The 16,771-nt window shown below is 44.8% G+C and carries 15 protein-coding genes and 1 pseudogene; 6 read left to right on the forward strand and 10 right to left on the reverse strand.

What is annotated here, in order from left to right; all coding sequences use genetic code 11:
• Positions 1-66: 66 nt before the first annotated feature.
• Both RM049_RS06520 and RM049_RS06525 read left to right on the forward strand, forming a co-directional pair.
• A complete protein-coding gene (locus RM049_RS06520) occupies positions 67-456 on the forward strand; it encodes a DUF120 domain-containing protein (protein ID WP_322703586.1) in 390 nt (129 codons plus the stop codon).
• Positions 440-1,279 carry a class I SAM-dependent methyltransferase gene (locus RM049_RS06525; RefSeq protein WP_322703587.1) on the forward strand — a complete coding sequence of 280 codons (840 nt, stop codon included), beginning with the start codon at positions 440-442 and terminating at the stop codon, positions 1,277-1,279. Before RM049_RS06520 ends, RM049_RS06525 begins: the two co-directional genes overlap by 17 nt.
• Here the strand turns inward: RM049_RS06525 and RM049_RS06530 are convergent.
• The 8 genes from RM049_RS06530 to RM049_RS06565 form a co-directional block, all read right to left on the reverse strand.
• Positions 1,257-1,982: a gamma-glutamylcyclotransferase gene (locus RM049_RS06530; protein ID WP_322703588.1), complete on the reverse strand. Its 726-nt coding sequence runs from the start codon at positions 1,980-1,982 to the stop codon at positions 1,257-1,259. The genes RM049_RS06525 and RM049_RS06530 overlap by 23 nt on opposite strands.
• Positions 1,983-2,045: 63 nt before the next feature.
• Positions 2,046-3,512, reverse strand: a complete 1,467-nt coding sequence (gene xylB / locus RM049_RS06535) for a xylulokinase (protein WP_322703589.1) — start codon at positions 3,510-3,512, stop codon at positions 2,046-2,048.
• Between the two features lie 27 nt (positions 3,513-3,539).
• Entirely contained in the window at positions 3,540-3,914 is a 375-nt protein-coding gene (locus RM049_RS06540; RefSeq protein ID WP_322703590.1) for a GNAT family N-acetyltransferase, read from the reverse strand.
• Positions 3,915-4,063: 149 nt separating this feature from the next.
• On the reverse strand, positions 4,064-5,551 hold the full coding sequence (locus tag RM049_RS06545) for a mannitol dehydrogenase family protein (RefSeq protein WP_322703591.1): 1,488 nt from the start codon (positions 5,549-5,551) through the stop codon (positions 4,064-4,066).
• Complete coding sequence (locus RM049_RS06550) at positions 5,508-6,665, reverse strand: sn-glycerol-3-phosphate ABC transporter ATP-binding protein UgpC (RefSeq protein ID WP_322703592.1); 1,158 nt, start codon at positions 6,663-6,665, stop codon at positions 5,508-5,510. Before RM049_RS06550 ends, RM049_RS06545 begins: the two co-directional genes overlap by 44 nt.
• A gap of 200 nt (positions 6,666-6,865) precedes the next feature.
• The gene (locus RM049_RS06555; protein ID WP_322645705.1) at positions 6,866-7,687 is read right to left on the reverse strand and encodes a carbohydrate ABC transporter permease; all 822 of its coding nucleotides are present in this window, start codon (positions 7,685-7,687) and stop codon (positions 6,866-6,868) included.
• Position 7,688: 1 nt separating this feature from the next.
• Positions 7,689-8,612, reverse strand: coding sequence for a sugar ABC transporter permease (locus RM049_RS06560; RefSeq protein ID WP_322692251.1), 924 nt, complete (start codon positions 8,610-8,612; stop codon positions 7,689-7,691).
• A 97-nt stretch (positions 8,613-8,709) separates the two neighbouring features.
• Positions 8,710-10,056 (reverse strand): sugar ABC transporter substrate-binding protein, encoded by a 1,347-nt coding sequence (locus RM049_RS06565; RefSeq protein WP_322703593.1) that lies wholly within the window; start codon positions 10,054-10,056, stop codon positions 8,710-8,712.
• Positions 10,057-10,203: 147 nt separating this feature from the next.
• On the opposite strand from RM049_RS06565, the gene RM049_RS06570 reads away from it, so the two are divergent.
• From RM049_RS06570 to RM049_RS06580, 3 genes and pseudogenes are all read left to right on the forward strand, one after another.
• Entirely contained in the window at positions 10,204-11,004 is an 801-nt protein-coding gene (locus tag RM049_RS06570) for an SDR family NAD(P)-dependent oxidoreductase (RefSeq protein ID WP_322703594.1), read from the forward strand.
• A gap of 101 nt (positions 11,005-11,105) precedes the next feature.
• Positions 11,106-12,098: a sugar-binding transcriptional regulator gene (locus RM049_RS06575; RefSeq protein ID WP_322703595.1), complete on the forward strand. Its 993-nt coding sequence runs from the start codon at positions 11,106-11,108 to the stop codon at positions 12,096-12,098.
• A gap of 157 nt (positions 12,099-12,255) precedes the next feature.
• Positions 12,256-13,209: pseudogene (locus RM049_RS06580) on the forward strand (DUF4238 domain-containing protein).
• A 160-nt stretch (positions 13,210-13,369) separates the two neighbouring features.
• On the opposite strand, the gene RM049_RS06585 reads toward RM049_RS06580, so the two are convergent.
• Positions 13,370-14,119 carry an SDR family NAD(P)-dependent oxidoreductase gene (locus RM049_RS06585; protein ID WP_322703596.1) on the reverse strand — a complete coding sequence of 250 codons (750 nt, stop codon included), beginning with the start codon at positions 14,117-14,119 and terminating at the stop codon, positions 13,370-13,372.
• A gap of 121 nt (positions 14,120-14,240) precedes the next feature.
• Positions 14,241-15,677 carry a DHA2 family efflux MFS transporter permease subunit gene (locus RM049_RS06590; RefSeq protein WP_322703597.1) on the reverse strand — a complete coding sequence of 479 codons (1,437 nt, stop codon included), beginning with the start codon at positions 15,675-15,677 and terminating at the stop codon, positions 14,241-14,243.
• A 481-nt stretch (positions 15,678-16,158) separates the two neighbouring features.
• On the opposite strand from RM049_RS06590, the gene RM049_RS06595 reads away from it, so the two are divergent.
• On the forward strand, positions 16,159-16,608 hold the full coding sequence (locus RM049_RS06595; RefSeq protein ID WP_322703598.1) for a hypothetical protein: 450 nt from the start codon (positions 16,159-16,161) through the stop codon (positions 16,606-16,608).
• The last annotated feature ends 163 nt before the right edge of the window (positions 16,609-16,771 follow it).

The following is a 16,771-nucleotide window of genomic DNA, read 5'->3' on the forward strand; positions in this document are numbered from 1 at the left end:
GGCTTTTGCGGTAACTGTACTTCAAGATAGTAAAAGATGTCAAATGGGTTCTATACATAAAGATATATGAGAATCTTAAAAGGTAAGGTTGTTAGTGGTTTAGGAAACTTTTCTTACTGGATTGAGAAACTCCAAGAATATTACTTGAGAAAAACCGGAATGAAATTCTTCCCTGGAACTTTAAATATTCAGTTAGAGCGACCTTACCATCTTCCAAAAAATGTTATGCGTCTGGAAAAGGAAGAATATGGAGGGACTGTTTCTGTGAGCATTGTTCCCTGTAAGATATTTGGCAGAGATGCTTTTATCTTAAGAACAGACAAAAATAATACTGAAAATGGAGATCATCCGAAAACAATTATTGAGATAGCTTGCGATGTGAAACTGCGAGAGCTATATAACCTTAAAGATAATGATTTGATTGAAGTTGAGATTCACGATGCCAGATTTATCTGAATTAAACAATCTGCTTGGAGATGAAGCGTTAATCCATTACGCGAGTGGTCGGGAGCAAGATCGGTTATCAAAAGGTGCAGGTTTGCTGGAATTAGCCCGAAGCCAAGAACTTATTAGCCGTTACCTATCGCCTCCTCCCGCAGTCATTTTCGATGTTGGCGGTGGCGCTGGCGTTTATTCTTTTTGGCTTGCTCAACAAGGCTATGAAGTCCATCTTATTGATGCGGTTCCTTTGCACATAGAGCAAGCTCGGCATTTGTCTCAAGCTCAACCGGAATATCCTCTAGCTAGTTTGGCAGTTGGAGATGCTCGGCAACTGAATCGGGCGGATAATAGCGTTGATGCTGTTCTGTTATTTGGGCCTTTGTATCATTTGACTGAGCGCACAGATCGGATTATTGCTTTGCGTGAAGCTCATCGGATCTTAAAAACTGGAGGTTTTGTTTTTGCTGCGGGAGTTTCTCGCTTTGCTTCAACCTTAGATGGATTATTTGGCGGACATTTAGACGATCCTGAGTTTGTAGAGATTGTTAGACAGGATTTGATTGATGGTCAACACCGTAACCCAAACAACCATCCTCGCTACTTTACAAAAACCTTCTTTCATCATCCAGAAGAACTCAAAGCAGAGGTTGAAGAAGCGGGTTTACATTCTGAAAAGATTTTAGCGATTGAAGGGGCAGGCTGGTTACTACAAAACTTTCAGGAACACTGGAATGATGTCGGTCGCCGCGATCGCCTTTTAGAAGCAATTCGTTGGTTAGAAACCGAACCCTCTATACTGGGGATGAGCGCTCACATCATGGCTGTTGCCCGGAAATAGGCACTAAAGTAGAGCGATCGCTACTAACTAAAAGCGCTTGTTGTTTTGCCAACACTTGCTTGTGTAACAAGAGTAATTGTCTATCTTTAATGCCTGCTGCCATCAATCCTTCAACAGTTTTCATCAGATAATCAGCGCAGGAACCCAATTTTCCCGATGCGGTGGCAATGCTATTAACAGTGGTTGTGAATGGTATTTGATGAGCGTACCTGGGATGTTGACGATTAGCAACAAAAGCGATCGCTAGGAATTCCTGCGTACCATCAAATACCTTCACCCAACGAGCAATGTAGACACCACCCAACATCTCCCGTCGCCAAATCAGCAGTAATTCGGATGGGACATCAGCAGCAGCAATCCGATAAATAACTCCACGACAGCTACCGCCCCGATCGAGTCCTAAGAGTAATCCGGGATTATCTGGAGTACCGCGACCGAGGATCATCCATGTACAGAAGCGCCGATGCCAACCATAAACGATCCCAGCACGGCGCTCTACGTATGCGATCAAGGGATTCCAAATCAGCGAACCGTAGGCAAATATCCAGATATCAGAATTTGGTGGCTGCTGTTGTAGTGTTGTATCAAGCGATCGCTGTAACTCATCTTCGCTCAGGGTAGTTAGCTTGATTCCAGAGTGTGATGCTTCTAATAGTCTCGTCTGTATGTTTCCGGCTTCGAGGTCGCTACGACTGAGTGACATAATGTATATTATTTTTTCTGTAAATCTTCAGTAATTCACTCTAACTTTAAGATAATTTAATTCTCAACGAACAGCTTTCAATGTATCGTAAAGTAGCTTGTAGCGCTTAAATCCTGCTTCATACAAAGGATTTGGCTGCGGCTGTACCACATTAGTATCTTGCGATAAAATCTTGAGTGCAGTTGCTAAATTCGGATAAACACCAATCCCCACCATTGCCAAAATAGCTGCTCCGTAAGCAGCTCCTTCTTCAGCTTTGGGAGCAATAAGTTTTGTTTGCAAAACATCTGCCAAAATTTGTAACCAGAGGTGAGAACGTGCGCCTCCACCCGTTGCTAAGAGTTGATCGAGGGGAGCGATCGCACTAATTACTTCCAATGCTGACCGCAAGCTAAATGCAACCCCTTCCAGGACAGCGCGAGTTATATCTGCTTGTGTATGAGCTAATGACAAATTCACGAAAGCACCGCGAGTATCTGGATCGAGGTGGGGACTGCGCTCTCCTGCGAGGTGGGGTAGAAATAGCACACCACGCGCACCAGGCTGCGATCGCTCTGCCATATCCATCAGTTCGGTGTAAGATATATGCGGTGCAAATGTATCTCGATACCAACGCAGAGAACCACCTGCTGCTAGCGTCACCCCCAGCAGATGATAGCCACCATCCACATGACAGAATAAATGTACCCGACCTTCAGGATCGGGAATTGGGCGATCGCACGGTGCAAAAATAACTCCTGATGTGCCAATACTCAAACTACCCCGGCTCAGGTTGCTTGATGAGATGCCCAAACCGATTGCTGCTGCGGCATTATCACCTCCACCTGCGACCACAGGTAATCCGGCTGGTAATCCCACACGGGCGGCTATTTCTGATTTGAGTTGTCCAGCGATCGCAGTAGATTCGATTACCGGGGGAAACAACGCTGGATTGATATCAAGAGCATGAAGAATATCTGTATCCCATTGCCGATTCGCCAGATTTAGACAGCCGACACCAGACGCATCAGATGGTTCCGTTACTGGTTCGCCAGTTAGCACATATCCCAGATAATCTTTTGGTAAAAGAGTTTGCCACAACCGAGTATATACTTGTGGTTCTTCAGTTCGCAACCATAAGAGCTTCGGCAGTTGAAAACCAGTAATTGCCGGATTTCCAGTGCGCTGAATCAACTCCTGACGGGGAATAGCGGCTTCAATTTCAGCAACAGCTTTACCTGTGCGCTGATCATTCCACAAAATTGCTGGTCTGATTGCTTTGCCATCCGCGTCGAGAGGAACCATACCATGCATTTGTCCAGACAAACCGAGGGCGAGCGGTCGATGTCTGTTTAGCTGTTGAGTGACATCAAAGAGAGCATTTAAACTTGCTTCGACCCAATCGGATGAATTTTGTTCTGTCCAACCAGGTTGTGGAGTTAATAGGGGATAGCTTTTGGTTGCTTGAGCGATAATTTGCCCTTGGAGGTCAACTGCGATCGCTCTTACTCCTCCTGTACCCAAGTCTAAGCCAACTACGATTTCAGTCAATTGCTCCTCCAAATTCTTAATCGTGAACTAACCCAACTTCTTGAAGTACCTGGCGACTGGGAACAGCCTAAAACCTAGTTTTTCATAGGTACAACGTGCTGGTGCATGACCTGGATCGCCTCCGGTTTCAACCATAGCAACGGACATCCCAGCAACTTGCATCCAATCAAGAGCGAATTCCATCAAAGCGGTGCCAATACCTTGACGTTGATAGTCTGGATCGACAGCAACCATATAGATTTCTCCCATGCTGCTCTCGGAATGGAGTTTCACGGCTACAAAGCCCAGGATTGCACCGGAGTTGTCGATGGCAACCCACACCTTATTGTCCGCAGCAGTACAGACTTCCTCGACAGCGTGAAGCTGGCTTACACGCCAATCGGGATAGAATGAACGGTACACGTCAAGATCCATCACTTTCTCAAGTGAATCAAAAACCGGAGTCCATGCCCGAATCGAAAGGCTCTTGATGGCATCAAGATAACTATCTTCGTATGGTTCAATTCGCATTTCGGTATGGACTCCACTTATAATCGAAAATCGGTTTTCTCTCAGAATCGGGCTAGTGTTTCTTTAGCTCCAAACTCATACAATCGGTGTAAATGGTTCGTAACTGCATCAACAAAAAGCGGTGACTGGGACAAATCGCCAAAAATCTCAGTTAGGTTAAGCAATGGTTTAGCATCAGAGCCACTGGTACGAGCTAGTTGAGTCAGAGTACCTGCTATTGGGTCATCAATGGGAATGGTATTGCCTTGGTCATCCTGTCCCTTGAGGTAACGGAACCAAGCAGCAACCGTTAGGCTCATGTATTCAATTGCCCCTCCTTGTTGCAGCGCGTCACGGACTGAGCCGAGAACAAATTTTGGCATCTTAGCGGAGCTATTGAAGCAAAGACGCGGGAGTTGATCTCGAATCTTGGGATTGGCAAAGCGTTCAATTAAGGTTTTTTTATAATTATCTAAATCAATTCCAGGTACAGGTTGAAGTCTGGGCGTAACTTCTGCCATTAAACGATCGACGGCTTGCCGAATCAAGGGATCAGCCATGACTTCGTGGACGTAGGTGTAACCTGCCAAGGAGCCAAGATAGCCAATCAACAAGTGACTGGCGTTGAGTAGCCGGATTTTCATCATTTCATAAGGATGAACATCCTTAGTCATCTGCACACCAACTGATTCCCAATCAGGTCTACCTGCACTGAAATTGTCTTCGACTACCCACTGAAGGAACGGTTCGGCAACAACTGGAAAAGCATCATCGATGTTAAACTGTTCCGCCACCATTTTGATATCTGCTGGGGTTGTGGCGGGGGTGATGCGATCGACCATGCAGTTGGGAAAGGCTACCTGTTCGGCAACCCAATGTCCCAATTCCGGGTTCTGCATTTGGGCAAATGCGGTTAACATTTTGCGGGCAATGTTGCCGTTACCTTGGAGATTGTCGCAGGACAACACGGTGAACGGTGCGATTCCCTGTTGACGGCGGCGATTAAGGGCTGCTGTCAAAAAGCCATATACTCCAATTGGCTCGTCGGGATGCTGCAAATCGTACTGGATTGTTGGGTGATTGACATCGAATTCACCGCTACCTTCAATATAGTAGTAGCCACCTTCGGTAATGGTGAGGGTAACGATGCGGCATTTGGGATCTGCTAAGGTGTCAATCACAGCTTGACGGTTATCTGGAGCAAACAAATATTTTGTAATTGCTCCAATCACACGAGCGCGATCGCCTTCTGTGGATCTTTCAACTAAGGTATATAAACAATCTTGCGAATTCAGTGCATCCCGCATTCGTTTGTCGAATTCTAGTAGCCCAACCCCACAGATTCCCCATTCACTAATGGGATTTTGATGAAAATAATTATCCAGATATAAAGCTTGATGTGCGCGATGGAACCCACCCACACCGATATGGACAATACCGTTTGTGATTTGATGGCGATCGTAATTGGGTACGCGAATGTTATTGCCTAAATGAGACAGAGATGCTTCATTCAGCTTGATTGCCGATCCTGTGCTGATATTGCTGTTCATGGGATTCATTCTGGGTTAGGTGGTGACGATGAACTTTGGGGATGGCTTCACCGTCGCGATCGAACAAATGGCAAAGCTCACCATTAATGTAAATCGGAACGTAATCGTGCATCATGGCTGGATTATCTCCGTCTGTTTGCACAACTATAGTTTCGCCACCCGCAATCTTGATGTAGAGAAAGGTTTCTCCGCCTAATCGTTCTACGACTAATACTTCACCATTCACGCTTGGGTTGCTTTGATCGAGCCGCAGATGTTCGGGACGAATCCCTAATGTTGCTCTATCCCCAACTGAGAGGGTTTTAGGCTTCACCGGAATCGTTACGCTTGCGTCACCAGGGAGTCTGACTGTTGCCCCAGAGTCATTGACGGCTGAAACTGTCACCGAAATAAAGTTCATTTTCGGTGAACCAATAAATCCGGCAACGAATAAATTGCGGGGATGATGGTACAGTTCCAAGGGAGAACCCATTTGTTCGATAATGCCGCCCTGTAACACTACAATCTTGTCGGCAAGGGTCATTGCCTCAACTTGATCGTGGGTAACATAAATCATGGTGGCTTGCAGGCTGTCGTGTAAACTGGCAAGCTCAATCCGCATCTGCACCCGCAATGAAGCATCCAGGTTGGACAGTGGCTCATCAAACAAAAATACTTTGGGATTACGCACCAAAGCACGACCGATCGCCACGCGTTGCCGTTGTCCTCCTGATAGTTCTTTGGGCTTCCGGTTCAAAAGCGGCTCTAGTTGCAGGATACGAGCGACTTCACGCGCCCTTTCATAACGTTGGGCTTTGGGCATACCCGCAAGTCGGAGGCTAAAGGCCATATTTTCTGCCACTGTCATGTGGGGATATAAGGCATAAGTTTGAAACACCATTGCTAAACCACGTTTATCCGGTGGCACATCATTGACTTTTTGTCCATCAATGAGTAAATCGCCGGAGGAAATTTCTTCTAGTCCAGCAATCATGCGGAGTAAAGTTGATTTTCCACAGCCGGAGGGGCCGACGAAGACGACAAACTCGCGATCGCCCACGTCGAGATCGATCCCTTTGATGATCTCTGTGTCGGCGTAGGTTTTATGGATATTTCTTAAAGCAACTGTTGACATAAAATATTTCCATTAATGAGTTTAAGTTTTTTGTCACACAGAGAAGAGTGCAACATTTAATTAATTCGTAGCAAATTCTCTGCGTACCTTTGCGCTTACCTCTGCGCCCCTACCCTGCGGGAAGGCGAAGCGCCTATGCGTTTAAATTTAAAACCTCAATTCGCCAAGATTTTACGCAAAGCCGTAAGAGTGCCTGCCTTCTACTTCACAGCACCAAAAGTCAGACCCCGCACTAACTGTCGTTGACTCAGCCAGCCGAAAATGAGGATGGGTGCGATCGCTAGTGTTGATGCTGCGGAAAGTTTTGCCCAGAATAATCCTTGAGGGCTGGAAAAGGAAGCAATAAAAGCTGTGAGTGGGGCTGCATCTGCTGTTGTCAAGTTCAAGCTCCAAAATGCTTCGTTCCATGACAAAATAATCGAAAGTAAGGCAGTAGATGCAATTCCGGGCACTGCTAATGGCAACAACACATGCACAAGTTCTTGCTGTGTGGTTGCTCCATCCATGCGATCGGCTTCGAGAATTTCTTTAGGAACTTCTTTGAAGAAGCTGTAAATCATCCAGACGACGATTGGTAAATTAATCAGGGTATAAATAATAATTAAACCAATGTGAGTATCCAGCAATCCGGCGTTGCGACACAAAATGTAGATTGGCACTAGCACACCAACGGGTGGCAGCATTTTGGTAGACAGCATCCAGAGTAAAGTCCCCTTGGTGCGTTTGGTTGGGAAGAATGCCATTGCGTAAGCGGCAGGTACGGCAAGCAGCAGCGCGACTATAGTCGAGCCAAGGGAAATCGCTACGCTGTTAAACGCATAATTGAAATAATTTGCCCGGTCTTGGATGGCAATATAATTCTCCAATGTCGGGCGGAAAAACAACTGAGGGGGAGTTGATACTGCCGCGACTTCAGTTTTGAAACTGGTGAGAAACATCCAGAAAATTGGAAAAAACAATATGCAGGCAGCAAGCCAGCCGAGTAATGTCCATAGCCAAATCTTTGAGGTTTTACGTGCCATGTTAAGTATCCAAATTACGAGCAACACTACGCATCAAAAAGATTGCCACGATGTTGGCAAGGATTACGGCAATTAATCCACCGGCTGAAGCACCGCCGACATCGAATTCCAGCAAGGCTTTTAAGAAGATGTAATAAGCTAGATTAGTGGTTGCAAGTCCTGGCCCGCCGCCTGTGGTAACAAAAATTTCCGCAAAGATGGTCAGGAAGAAAATTGTCTCAATCATGGCAACCACAGAAATGGCGCGGCTCAGATGGGGTAGCATGACAAAACGAAATAGAGCGATCGCATTTGCGCCATCCATCCGCGCAGCTTCTAACTGGTCGCGATCGAGTGACTGAATTGCAGTCAACAAAATCAGCAGGGCAAAGGGCAGCCATTCCCAGGACACAATAATAATGATGGCAAGCAAGGGAACGCTGGCAAACCAATCGATCGCCCCTAAACCCAAACCTCTAGTAATTTGAGCAAACAGCCCATTCACTGGATGCATCAGCATATTTTTCCAGATTAGGGCGCTAACTGTGGGCATCACGAAAAATGGTGAAATTGCCAGCACCCGCGCCACTCCACGACCATAAAAGTCTTGGTCAAATAGTACTGCTAGTAATGTACCCAGACCAATTGTGATTGCTAAAACAGAAACAACCAAAACTATTGTGATAGCGATCGATGTCCATAAAGCTGAGTCACTGAGGATGAAAGTGAAATTTTCAATCCCGATGAATTTACGTGCATCTGGATTCAGCAAGTTATAACGCTGAAAAGAAAACCATACGGTCATCACCAGAGGCACAATCATCCACAGCAGTAGGAGAACGACCGAAGGCGCAACCAGAGGTAAGGTTGATACTTGCCGCGTAGTCCGTTGCTTGGTAGGTGGTGGCGTTTCGTGTTGAGGTTTTACCGCTAATGAAGAAGACATAACCCAAAGGAATTTTAGATTTTAGATTTTGGATTTTAGATTTTGAATGTTTTGTAGTTGAGCATCGGCTCTTTTTACCCATGCCCAATGCCCCATTTCATTCGATATAACCCGTGTGTTTCATGAAGCGTTCAGTTGATTTCTGGGATTGCTGTAACGCTTGGTCTACGGAAGTTCGATTGGTTAACGCTGCCGCCAAGGTTTGCCCGACTGAAGAACCGATCGCTTGAAATTCTGGAATATCAACGTATTGAACTCCTTTATACGGAGTTGGTTGTGCGGATGGACGGGTAACATCGGCAGATTGGATTGCTGCTAACACGATTTCTGCAAAGGGTGCAGCTTTTCGATAGTTGGGATTCTCATAAGTGGAAGTCCGAGTTCCTGGTGGTACAGCAACCCAGCCATTCTCCTTGGCAACCAGTTGAATGTATTCTTTAGAGGTTGCCCAAGCAACAAACTTTTGCGCGGCTTCTGGTGATTTTGAGGTTTTTGGAACCGCTAGCGCCCAAGCCCAAAGCCAATTTGAGCCGTTGGGATATTTTTCAATTGGCGCACGAGCAAAGCCAACTTTGTTATAAACTTGGGATTCTTTCGGATTGGATAATAAGCCAGCAGCAACGGTTGCATCTACCCACATCCCGCATTTGCCTGTGGAGAATAATGCTAAATTCTCATTAAATCCATTAGAACTGGCTCCGGGCGGCCCGTATTTGTTAAGCAAATCGACATAAAAGGCGATCGCCTCTTTCCAAGCTGGAGTATCGATGGTTGGTTGCCACTTCATATCAAACCACTGTCCACCATAGGTATTAACCAATGTGGAAACAAATGCGACGTTTTCACCCCAACCGGGTTTTCCGCGCAGGCAAACTCCATAAACCCCATGTGCTGGATCGTGGATTTTGCTTGCCCATTCTCTCATTTGGGGATAAGTTGGCTGTTGAGGAACCACAATCCCAGCTTTTTCAAACAAGTCTTTTCGGTAATACAGCATGGAACTTTCCCCATAGAATGGTACGGCATATAGTTTGCCGTTATTGGAAAGTCCTTCACGTATGGGTTTGAGTAAATCGTTTACGTCATAGTTTGCGCCTAGATCCAAGGGTCTTAACCAATCCCGTCTAGCCCAGATTGGCGTTTCATAGGAACCAATGGTCATGACATCAAACTGCCCACCTTGACTTGCAACATCTGTAGTTGTGCGTTGGCGTAACACATTTTCTTCCAACACAACCCACCGGAGTTGAATATCAGGATTAGCTTCTTCAAATTTGCGAGAAAGCCCTTGCATCACCACCATGTCGCCATTATTTACAGTGGCGATCGTTAGTTTAGTTTTGTCTGCGGCTTGGGAGCGCGGTGAGCAAGCATATAGCAGATGCACCAGCATTATTCCAGCGAGAAATGCAACCAGCACTTTAGCGAAGCGGGGGATACGCATCGCATGACTCCTTTAAAGTAAAAACCGAAGGAAATAAATTTTTGATTTTATGCTCTATTATTGGGCAAAAGCTCAATAATAGAAATCATACCAATCTGATTTCCATCACGGTCATTTGCAACAATTCTTCAATAAGAGGTTGAATCTATGACGGCAAAAGCAACTTATCAGTTTGCAGGTAAGACGATCCTAATTACTGGCGGTGCAGGAGATATTGGCAAGGCAACTGCACACCGTTTTGCTGCCAATGGTGCAGGAATAGCCCTGCTAGATTTGAATGAACCGAAGATGGCAGATGTGGCTGGGGAACTAAAAGAGTACAACGTTCCAGTCGGAACGTTTCGCTGTGATGTTACATCTAGTGATGATGTTGCTAAAGCCTTTACTGGTGCTGTTGAGCAATTTGGGCGCATCGACTATGTATTTAATAACGCGGGTTATCAAGGAGTGTTTGCCACGACTGACGAATATCCTGAAGACGACTTTCAAAAGGTGATCGACATTAACGTTGTCGGCGTTTTCCACATTCTCAAGGCTGCTGCACAACAATTACGCGATGCAGGTGGAGGCGCGATCGTTAATATGGCGAGTTATGCAGGGGTAGTTGGGCCGCCAAATATGTTAGCTTATGCTGCTTCTAAGTTTGCTGTCATTGGAATTACTCAGACGGCAGCGAAAGATTTAGCTCCCTACGGCATTCGGGTGAATGCGCTCTCGCCTGCGTTGATTGGCCCTGGTTTTATGTGGACGCGGCAAACCGAATTACAAGCAGCAGTAGGATCGCAGTACTTTGATGCCGATCCCAAAGTAGTTGAGCAACAGATGATTAATTCAGTACCAATGCGGCGTTTAGGAAGCCTGGAAGAGGTAGCGAATGGGGTAGCGTTTTTGATGAGTGAAGAGGCAAGCTACATTACTGGCTTTAACTTGGAGGTTACTGGGGGATAATAGAAATTTAAAAATAATTGAGCAAATATTGTATCTTTGGGCATATACTCTAAAAAATGCAATCATACCTTTGACAGATACATAGTTTTTGCAGGTAGTATATGGGACAACCTTTTTTAGAGCAGCGCGATGCCAGCAAGGCTGGCTTGCCTCTTAGGGCGCGCAAATTAGACCTGGCTGCACATGCTGCTTGGCTCTATTACATCGCCGGCAATACGCAAGAAGAAATTGCTGCCAAGCTCAATGTTTCCCGGCAAGCTGCACAACGCTTAGTGGCACTGGCAGTCAGTGAAAAATTGATTAAATTTCGACTCGATCATCCCTTGAGTGAATGCATTGCTCTGGCTGAGTCGTTACGCGATCGCTTTGCTCTATCACTTTGTGAAGTAGTACCAACTGATGCAGGGAGTGGTGATACATTATACGGAATTGGTGTATGTGCTGCCACCCACCTAGAGGCTTACCTGATGGCTAAAACCCCGACCATACTAGCGTTGTCATCAGGTCGCACATTGCGAACAATGGTGGAGCAGATACCCTCAATGAACCAACCCCAGCATAAAATTGTGTCAATTATTGGCAATATGTCCCACTCTGGGCGTGCAGGTCGTCACGAAGTGGTTATGCATTTATCCGATCGCGTCGGTTCCCAAGCTTACCCAGTACCGACTCCGGTTGTGGCGACTAGCATTGAAGAACGAGAACTTTTGCAGACTCAGCGATCGTTTCTCGCCGTCAAAACTCTTGCTGAGCAAGCCAAAGCAACGTTTGTCGGAATTAGTCACATTGCCTGGAATGCTCCTTTACATCAAGATGGCTTCATCAATGACGATGAGGTGGCTGAATTGATTGAACTAGGAGCAGTCGGAGAAATTGCAGGTTGGGCTTACAGCGATCGCGGAGTATTGCTGCAACAGGGGACAAACAGCCGGGTTGCCAGTGTAGCCCTCGAACAACCCGCTCATCGACTGATTATTGGTGTGGCGGGTGGTGTGAGAAAAGCGGAGGCGATTTTAGCTGCTCTGCATGGCAAGTTAATTACAGGATTGATTACCGATGAAGCTGCTGCCCAAGCGATTCTTGCTAAAATTTAGTACCAAGTTGCTTTCAAAAATGTCTTTTCTGAAATAGCTTATGCTCAAGGCTTTTCACTTATGGGCAATCGCTTGACAGAAAAGATTTTAGATTAGTAACAAGAGCGATCGCTGAAAATTTACATTTCACTGAAAAATGGTTAGAAGATTAATTTAAATGAATAAAGCTAAAAAGAAGCAGCACTTCGTACCTCAATGCTATTTAAGAAATTTTGTTGGTGAAGACAAAAAACTATTTGTTTTGGATAAGATAAAAAAATCTATTTATCCTGCTGATGTGAAAGATATTGCCCAAGATAGGTATTTTAATGACTTTCCTGAGCCATTTTTACCTGAATAACTAAGGGATAAAACAAAATCTCAGTTCATTGAAGATGATCTGTCTAAAGTAGAATCAAGCTTTGGAGAGTTTCTAAAGCGGATAATAAATTGTCTTGAAGAAATAGAGAAAAAAAACTTATTTGATTCTCTTGGAGTTCTAGACGAAGAGGCAAAGAAAAAATTCTCTGCCTTTTTAGCACTTCAGTTAGTCAGGACAACTACGCTTAGATGGCAAATTAGAGAAATGTTTCAATCTTTGAACGCTCTTAAGGAAAGAATGGAGCGGGCAATAATCAAGAATAATATAGATATTCAAAAGTTTAACTTTCCTTTTCCAAAAACTTCAAGTAGTTCAATTTCTTTTCATGATATTTTAAAGATAGGGATAGAAGAAGACTCAATAGCACAACATTTATTTTATATCTCTAAGATTCTCGATCAAGGTTCTGATTCAGAAATATCAAAAATCTTATCAAGTTATATTTGGTTATTTGGTGTGAACTCAACTTCCATTTCACTATGGACTTCAGATAATCCAATAGCAATCAAACCCCACGAAGATTTTGGAACTGGTTTGTCCTCATCTGGTGTCCAAGTAGCTTATCCAATCAGTTCTAAACATCTTCTAATTATGTTTGAACCAAGTTTTTGGAATAAGCTCAAAAATTTTGACGGAATGAGTATTATCCTTTCGGAAAATGATGTAAAATCATATAATAAGCTACAAGCAATTCAATGTTATAGACAAACTTACTCCAGCAAGAAAAACTTTGAGCTTTTGCTAACCTGAATTTTAATGCGATCGTATCCCTCCGCTACGGTGCGTTGCGAGTAACACGACCATATCGCAATTAACTAATGACGGTTGATTTGCCAGACATCATAATAATCTCTAATTCCTGACAGGAGGCAGAGCCAAAGACGCTCCGCCTCTTGGACTTTATGTTTACTTAATGTTCTTGTCCCGTTGGTCGGATGAGGATTTCGTTGACATTAACGCGTGGCGGTTGCGTAAGAGCGTAAACGATCGCAGCCGCAATGTCTTCGCTTTGCAGAGGTTGAATTGACTTGCGTCGTTCTTCGATCCGTTGTTTGGCAACGGGATCGGTAATTTGGTTGTCAATTTCCGTATCTACTAAACCTGGTTCAATAATGGTGACGCGGATGTTGTCTTTGTGGACTTCTTGGCGCAATGCTTCCGAGAGAGCATTGACACCCCATTTGGTAGCATTGTAAACACCAACACCCGCCCGCGCTGTCCGGCCAGCCACTGAGGAGATATTGACTATATGCCCTGATTTTTGCGCCTTCAACAAAGGCAAAACGGCATGAGTAGCATATAGCAGTCCTAATACGTTGAGGTCAAACGATCGCCGCCAATCTGAGCTATTTCCCGCTTCAATTGTGCCCAGTAAGGCAATCCCGGCATTATTCACAAGGATATCAACCCTTCCCAATTCTGCATTGGCCTTTGCCACCAAGTTATTTACCTGAGTTTCATCAGTCACATCAGTGACAATAGGTAATGCCTTGCCACCATTAGCTTCGATGCGTTCTGCTAATGCTTGAATGCGATCGCCACGCCTCGCAGCGAGTACTACTGTTGCTCCAACTGAAGCCAAAGCGATCGCAGTTGCTTCTCCAATTCCTGCTGAAGCCCCAGTGATAATTGCGACTTTTCCTTCTAATTTACCTGTCATTTATCTAACTCCTTAGTGATTGATAATTGGGCATTGGGCATTGGGAAGAAGCAGAGAGGTAGAAGTTCTAAAATGTTTGAATTTTGAATTTTGAATTTTGAATTTTGAATTGATTTCTCCCCTACCCCCCTGCCTCCCACCTCTTACCGATCCTCAAAACGGATGCAACTGCTGCTCCACAGAGTATTATGGCTGCGAAGCGAAAGGTTCCTTGGAATCCTGCAACGATCGCATCAGGAGGGGCGACAGAGACATCTGCACCCGCAGACATACTAGCGATTAAGGCTCCAAATACTGCCCCAATTAGAGAAACTCCTACGGTGTTTCCTGAGGTACGTGACAAAGATAACAGCCCAGAAGCAATCCCTAGCCGCTCTCTCGGTACCGATCCCATAACAGTGCTGTTGTTGGGCGATTGAAATAAACCCAATCCAATGCCGTAAATAAAATAGCGCGATACATAGCCTAGTTCAGTAATTTGAGCATCAAAGGTGCTAATCCCCAGACAGCCGCCAATCATCAACCCCAACCCAATCGAACTGATTAGTCGAGCGCCAAAACGGTCTGAAAGTATTCCAGCCAGTGGAGCAATTAACCCACTCAGTACAGGCGATACGGCTAGTAATAGCCCTACTTTTACCGTCGGATAATGCTTGACGTTCTCTAGAAAGAAAGGGACGATCAGTAGCGAACCGCCAATAACAATGAATGCTAACCAGCCACTTAGCAAACCCATACTCAACTGAAGATTGCGAAACAGCTTTAGCTCTAGTAGTGGCTGCTTTAGAATCGCTTCAACTACCAAAAATGTAATGAAACTTACGGTAGCGATCGCTAATAATATCAATGCATTAGTACTGCTAAAGCCCTGGCTTTGCCCTAGCGTCATACCCAGCCCAAAAGTACCCAGAGTCAATAAAGCTAATATGGCTCCCAAAAAGTCAAATTTCTGTTTGCCCTCAATGCGTGCAGAAGGTGGCACTACACGAGCTATTAAGAAACTAGCGATAATCCCCAAGGGTACATTGATGAAGAATATACTATGCCAGCCTGACCAGCTTAAGAGCAATCCGCCAGCAGAGGGGCCAAAAGCAATTCCCAGTGACACTACACTACCGATGATGCCAACAGCCCGACCTCGCTCGGAAGAGGGAAAAACTTCTGTGATAATTGCTAAACCAAGCCCAGAAATGAACACAGCACCTAATCCTTGAAGCGCCCGAAAGCCAATCAACCACTCGATACTAGGTGCAAAACCACACAACAGCGAACTGAAAGTGAACAGAACTAGTCCCCCTTGGTATAGGGACTTCTTACCCCACATATCCCCCAAGCGGGTTGCTCCCAAAACTAAACCAGAACTGACCAACTGGTAACTCAATACAGCCCATTGGGTGGTAGGAAAACTAGTGCCAAAGGCTTGCACTAATGTGGGCAAAGCAACATTAATGATCCCCACATCCAGGGTAGACATGAATACCCCAAGTCCGACACCGAGTAAGACCCAATTTTTTTGAGAGCTTGATAAAGCCAGAGGTTCTGCTTGGAATTGTGCCAACGTTTAGCCTCCACCTTTGACTTTACGGTTGTGAATAGTTTGCATACGTATATTCATTGTAGGGTGCTATCCTCGCTACTAAGTTCAGGAAACTAAGTTTACTTTCCATCCTTGGCGTTGGCGATTTTTTTGAGTGCGATCGCAGCAGGCGCTTGGTCGATCGGAAATACTCTCGATAGGTTGAAAAATTCAGGTTTATATCAAGTATCTACTTCCCAATTGGCAAGATTGGCTTTTCCACTTGTCATATATTTGGTAAAGTACTTAAGTAATCTTAACTCTGCACTCCTTCGGCTATATCAACGATAGTGTTTAACAAAGTACGGTAATTCGATAGACTTAGTGTATTTAGACTAATTAGCAAACTATCATAGACAACTCTCAGAAGCAAGCTCTAAAGAAAATGGAGAAAAGGGAATGGGAAATGTCAATCATTAAAATCACATCTGCAACTGCAAATAAGTACCTTTTTGTATAAGCAATGACTCAAAAAGCTGCCTTATCTCGATTTGCATTAGGATTTATTGCAGGCTTTGTGTCTGTTTTGCTATTTCATCAAGGTGTATTGGCGCTGCTACATGCAGTAAATTTTACACCTCGCGCCCCTTATTCAACTGCACCAACACAACCATTAGGAATCCCGCAAATTTGGTCAAATGCTTTCTGGGGAGGGATTTGGGGACTGATTTTGGTAGTAATTGCACCTCGTTTTCGACACGATCAAAACTATTGGTTAGGAGCTTTAATCTTTGGTGCAATTGCTCCGACGCTAGTGGCTTGGTTTGTAGTTGCACCACTCAAGGGTCAACCCATCGCAGGCGGCTGGAAACTTGTGGGAATAGTCACAGGTTTATTAGTTAATGGTGCTTGGGGTGTGGGAACCGCCGGGTTGCTGAGATTATTCTCTAGGAGGCAATTGTTTAACAGCTAGAGTTTTAAGCACTTCTAAATAGTTGAATAATACTTAGTATCGTCCGTAACCAAAATAGCTTCCTGCTTATTTCAGCATCAAGTTGAAAATGTCTATATTGTTATTTGAGAATAATCGGTCAAAAAATAGCGATGTATTATTCGCGTTACACCAATTCTGTATA

It is taken from the genome of Nostoc sp. DedQUE04 (assembly GCF_034530995.1).
Lineage (GTDB): Bacteria > Cyanobacteriota > Cyanobacteriia > Cyanobacteriales > Nostocaceae > Nostoc.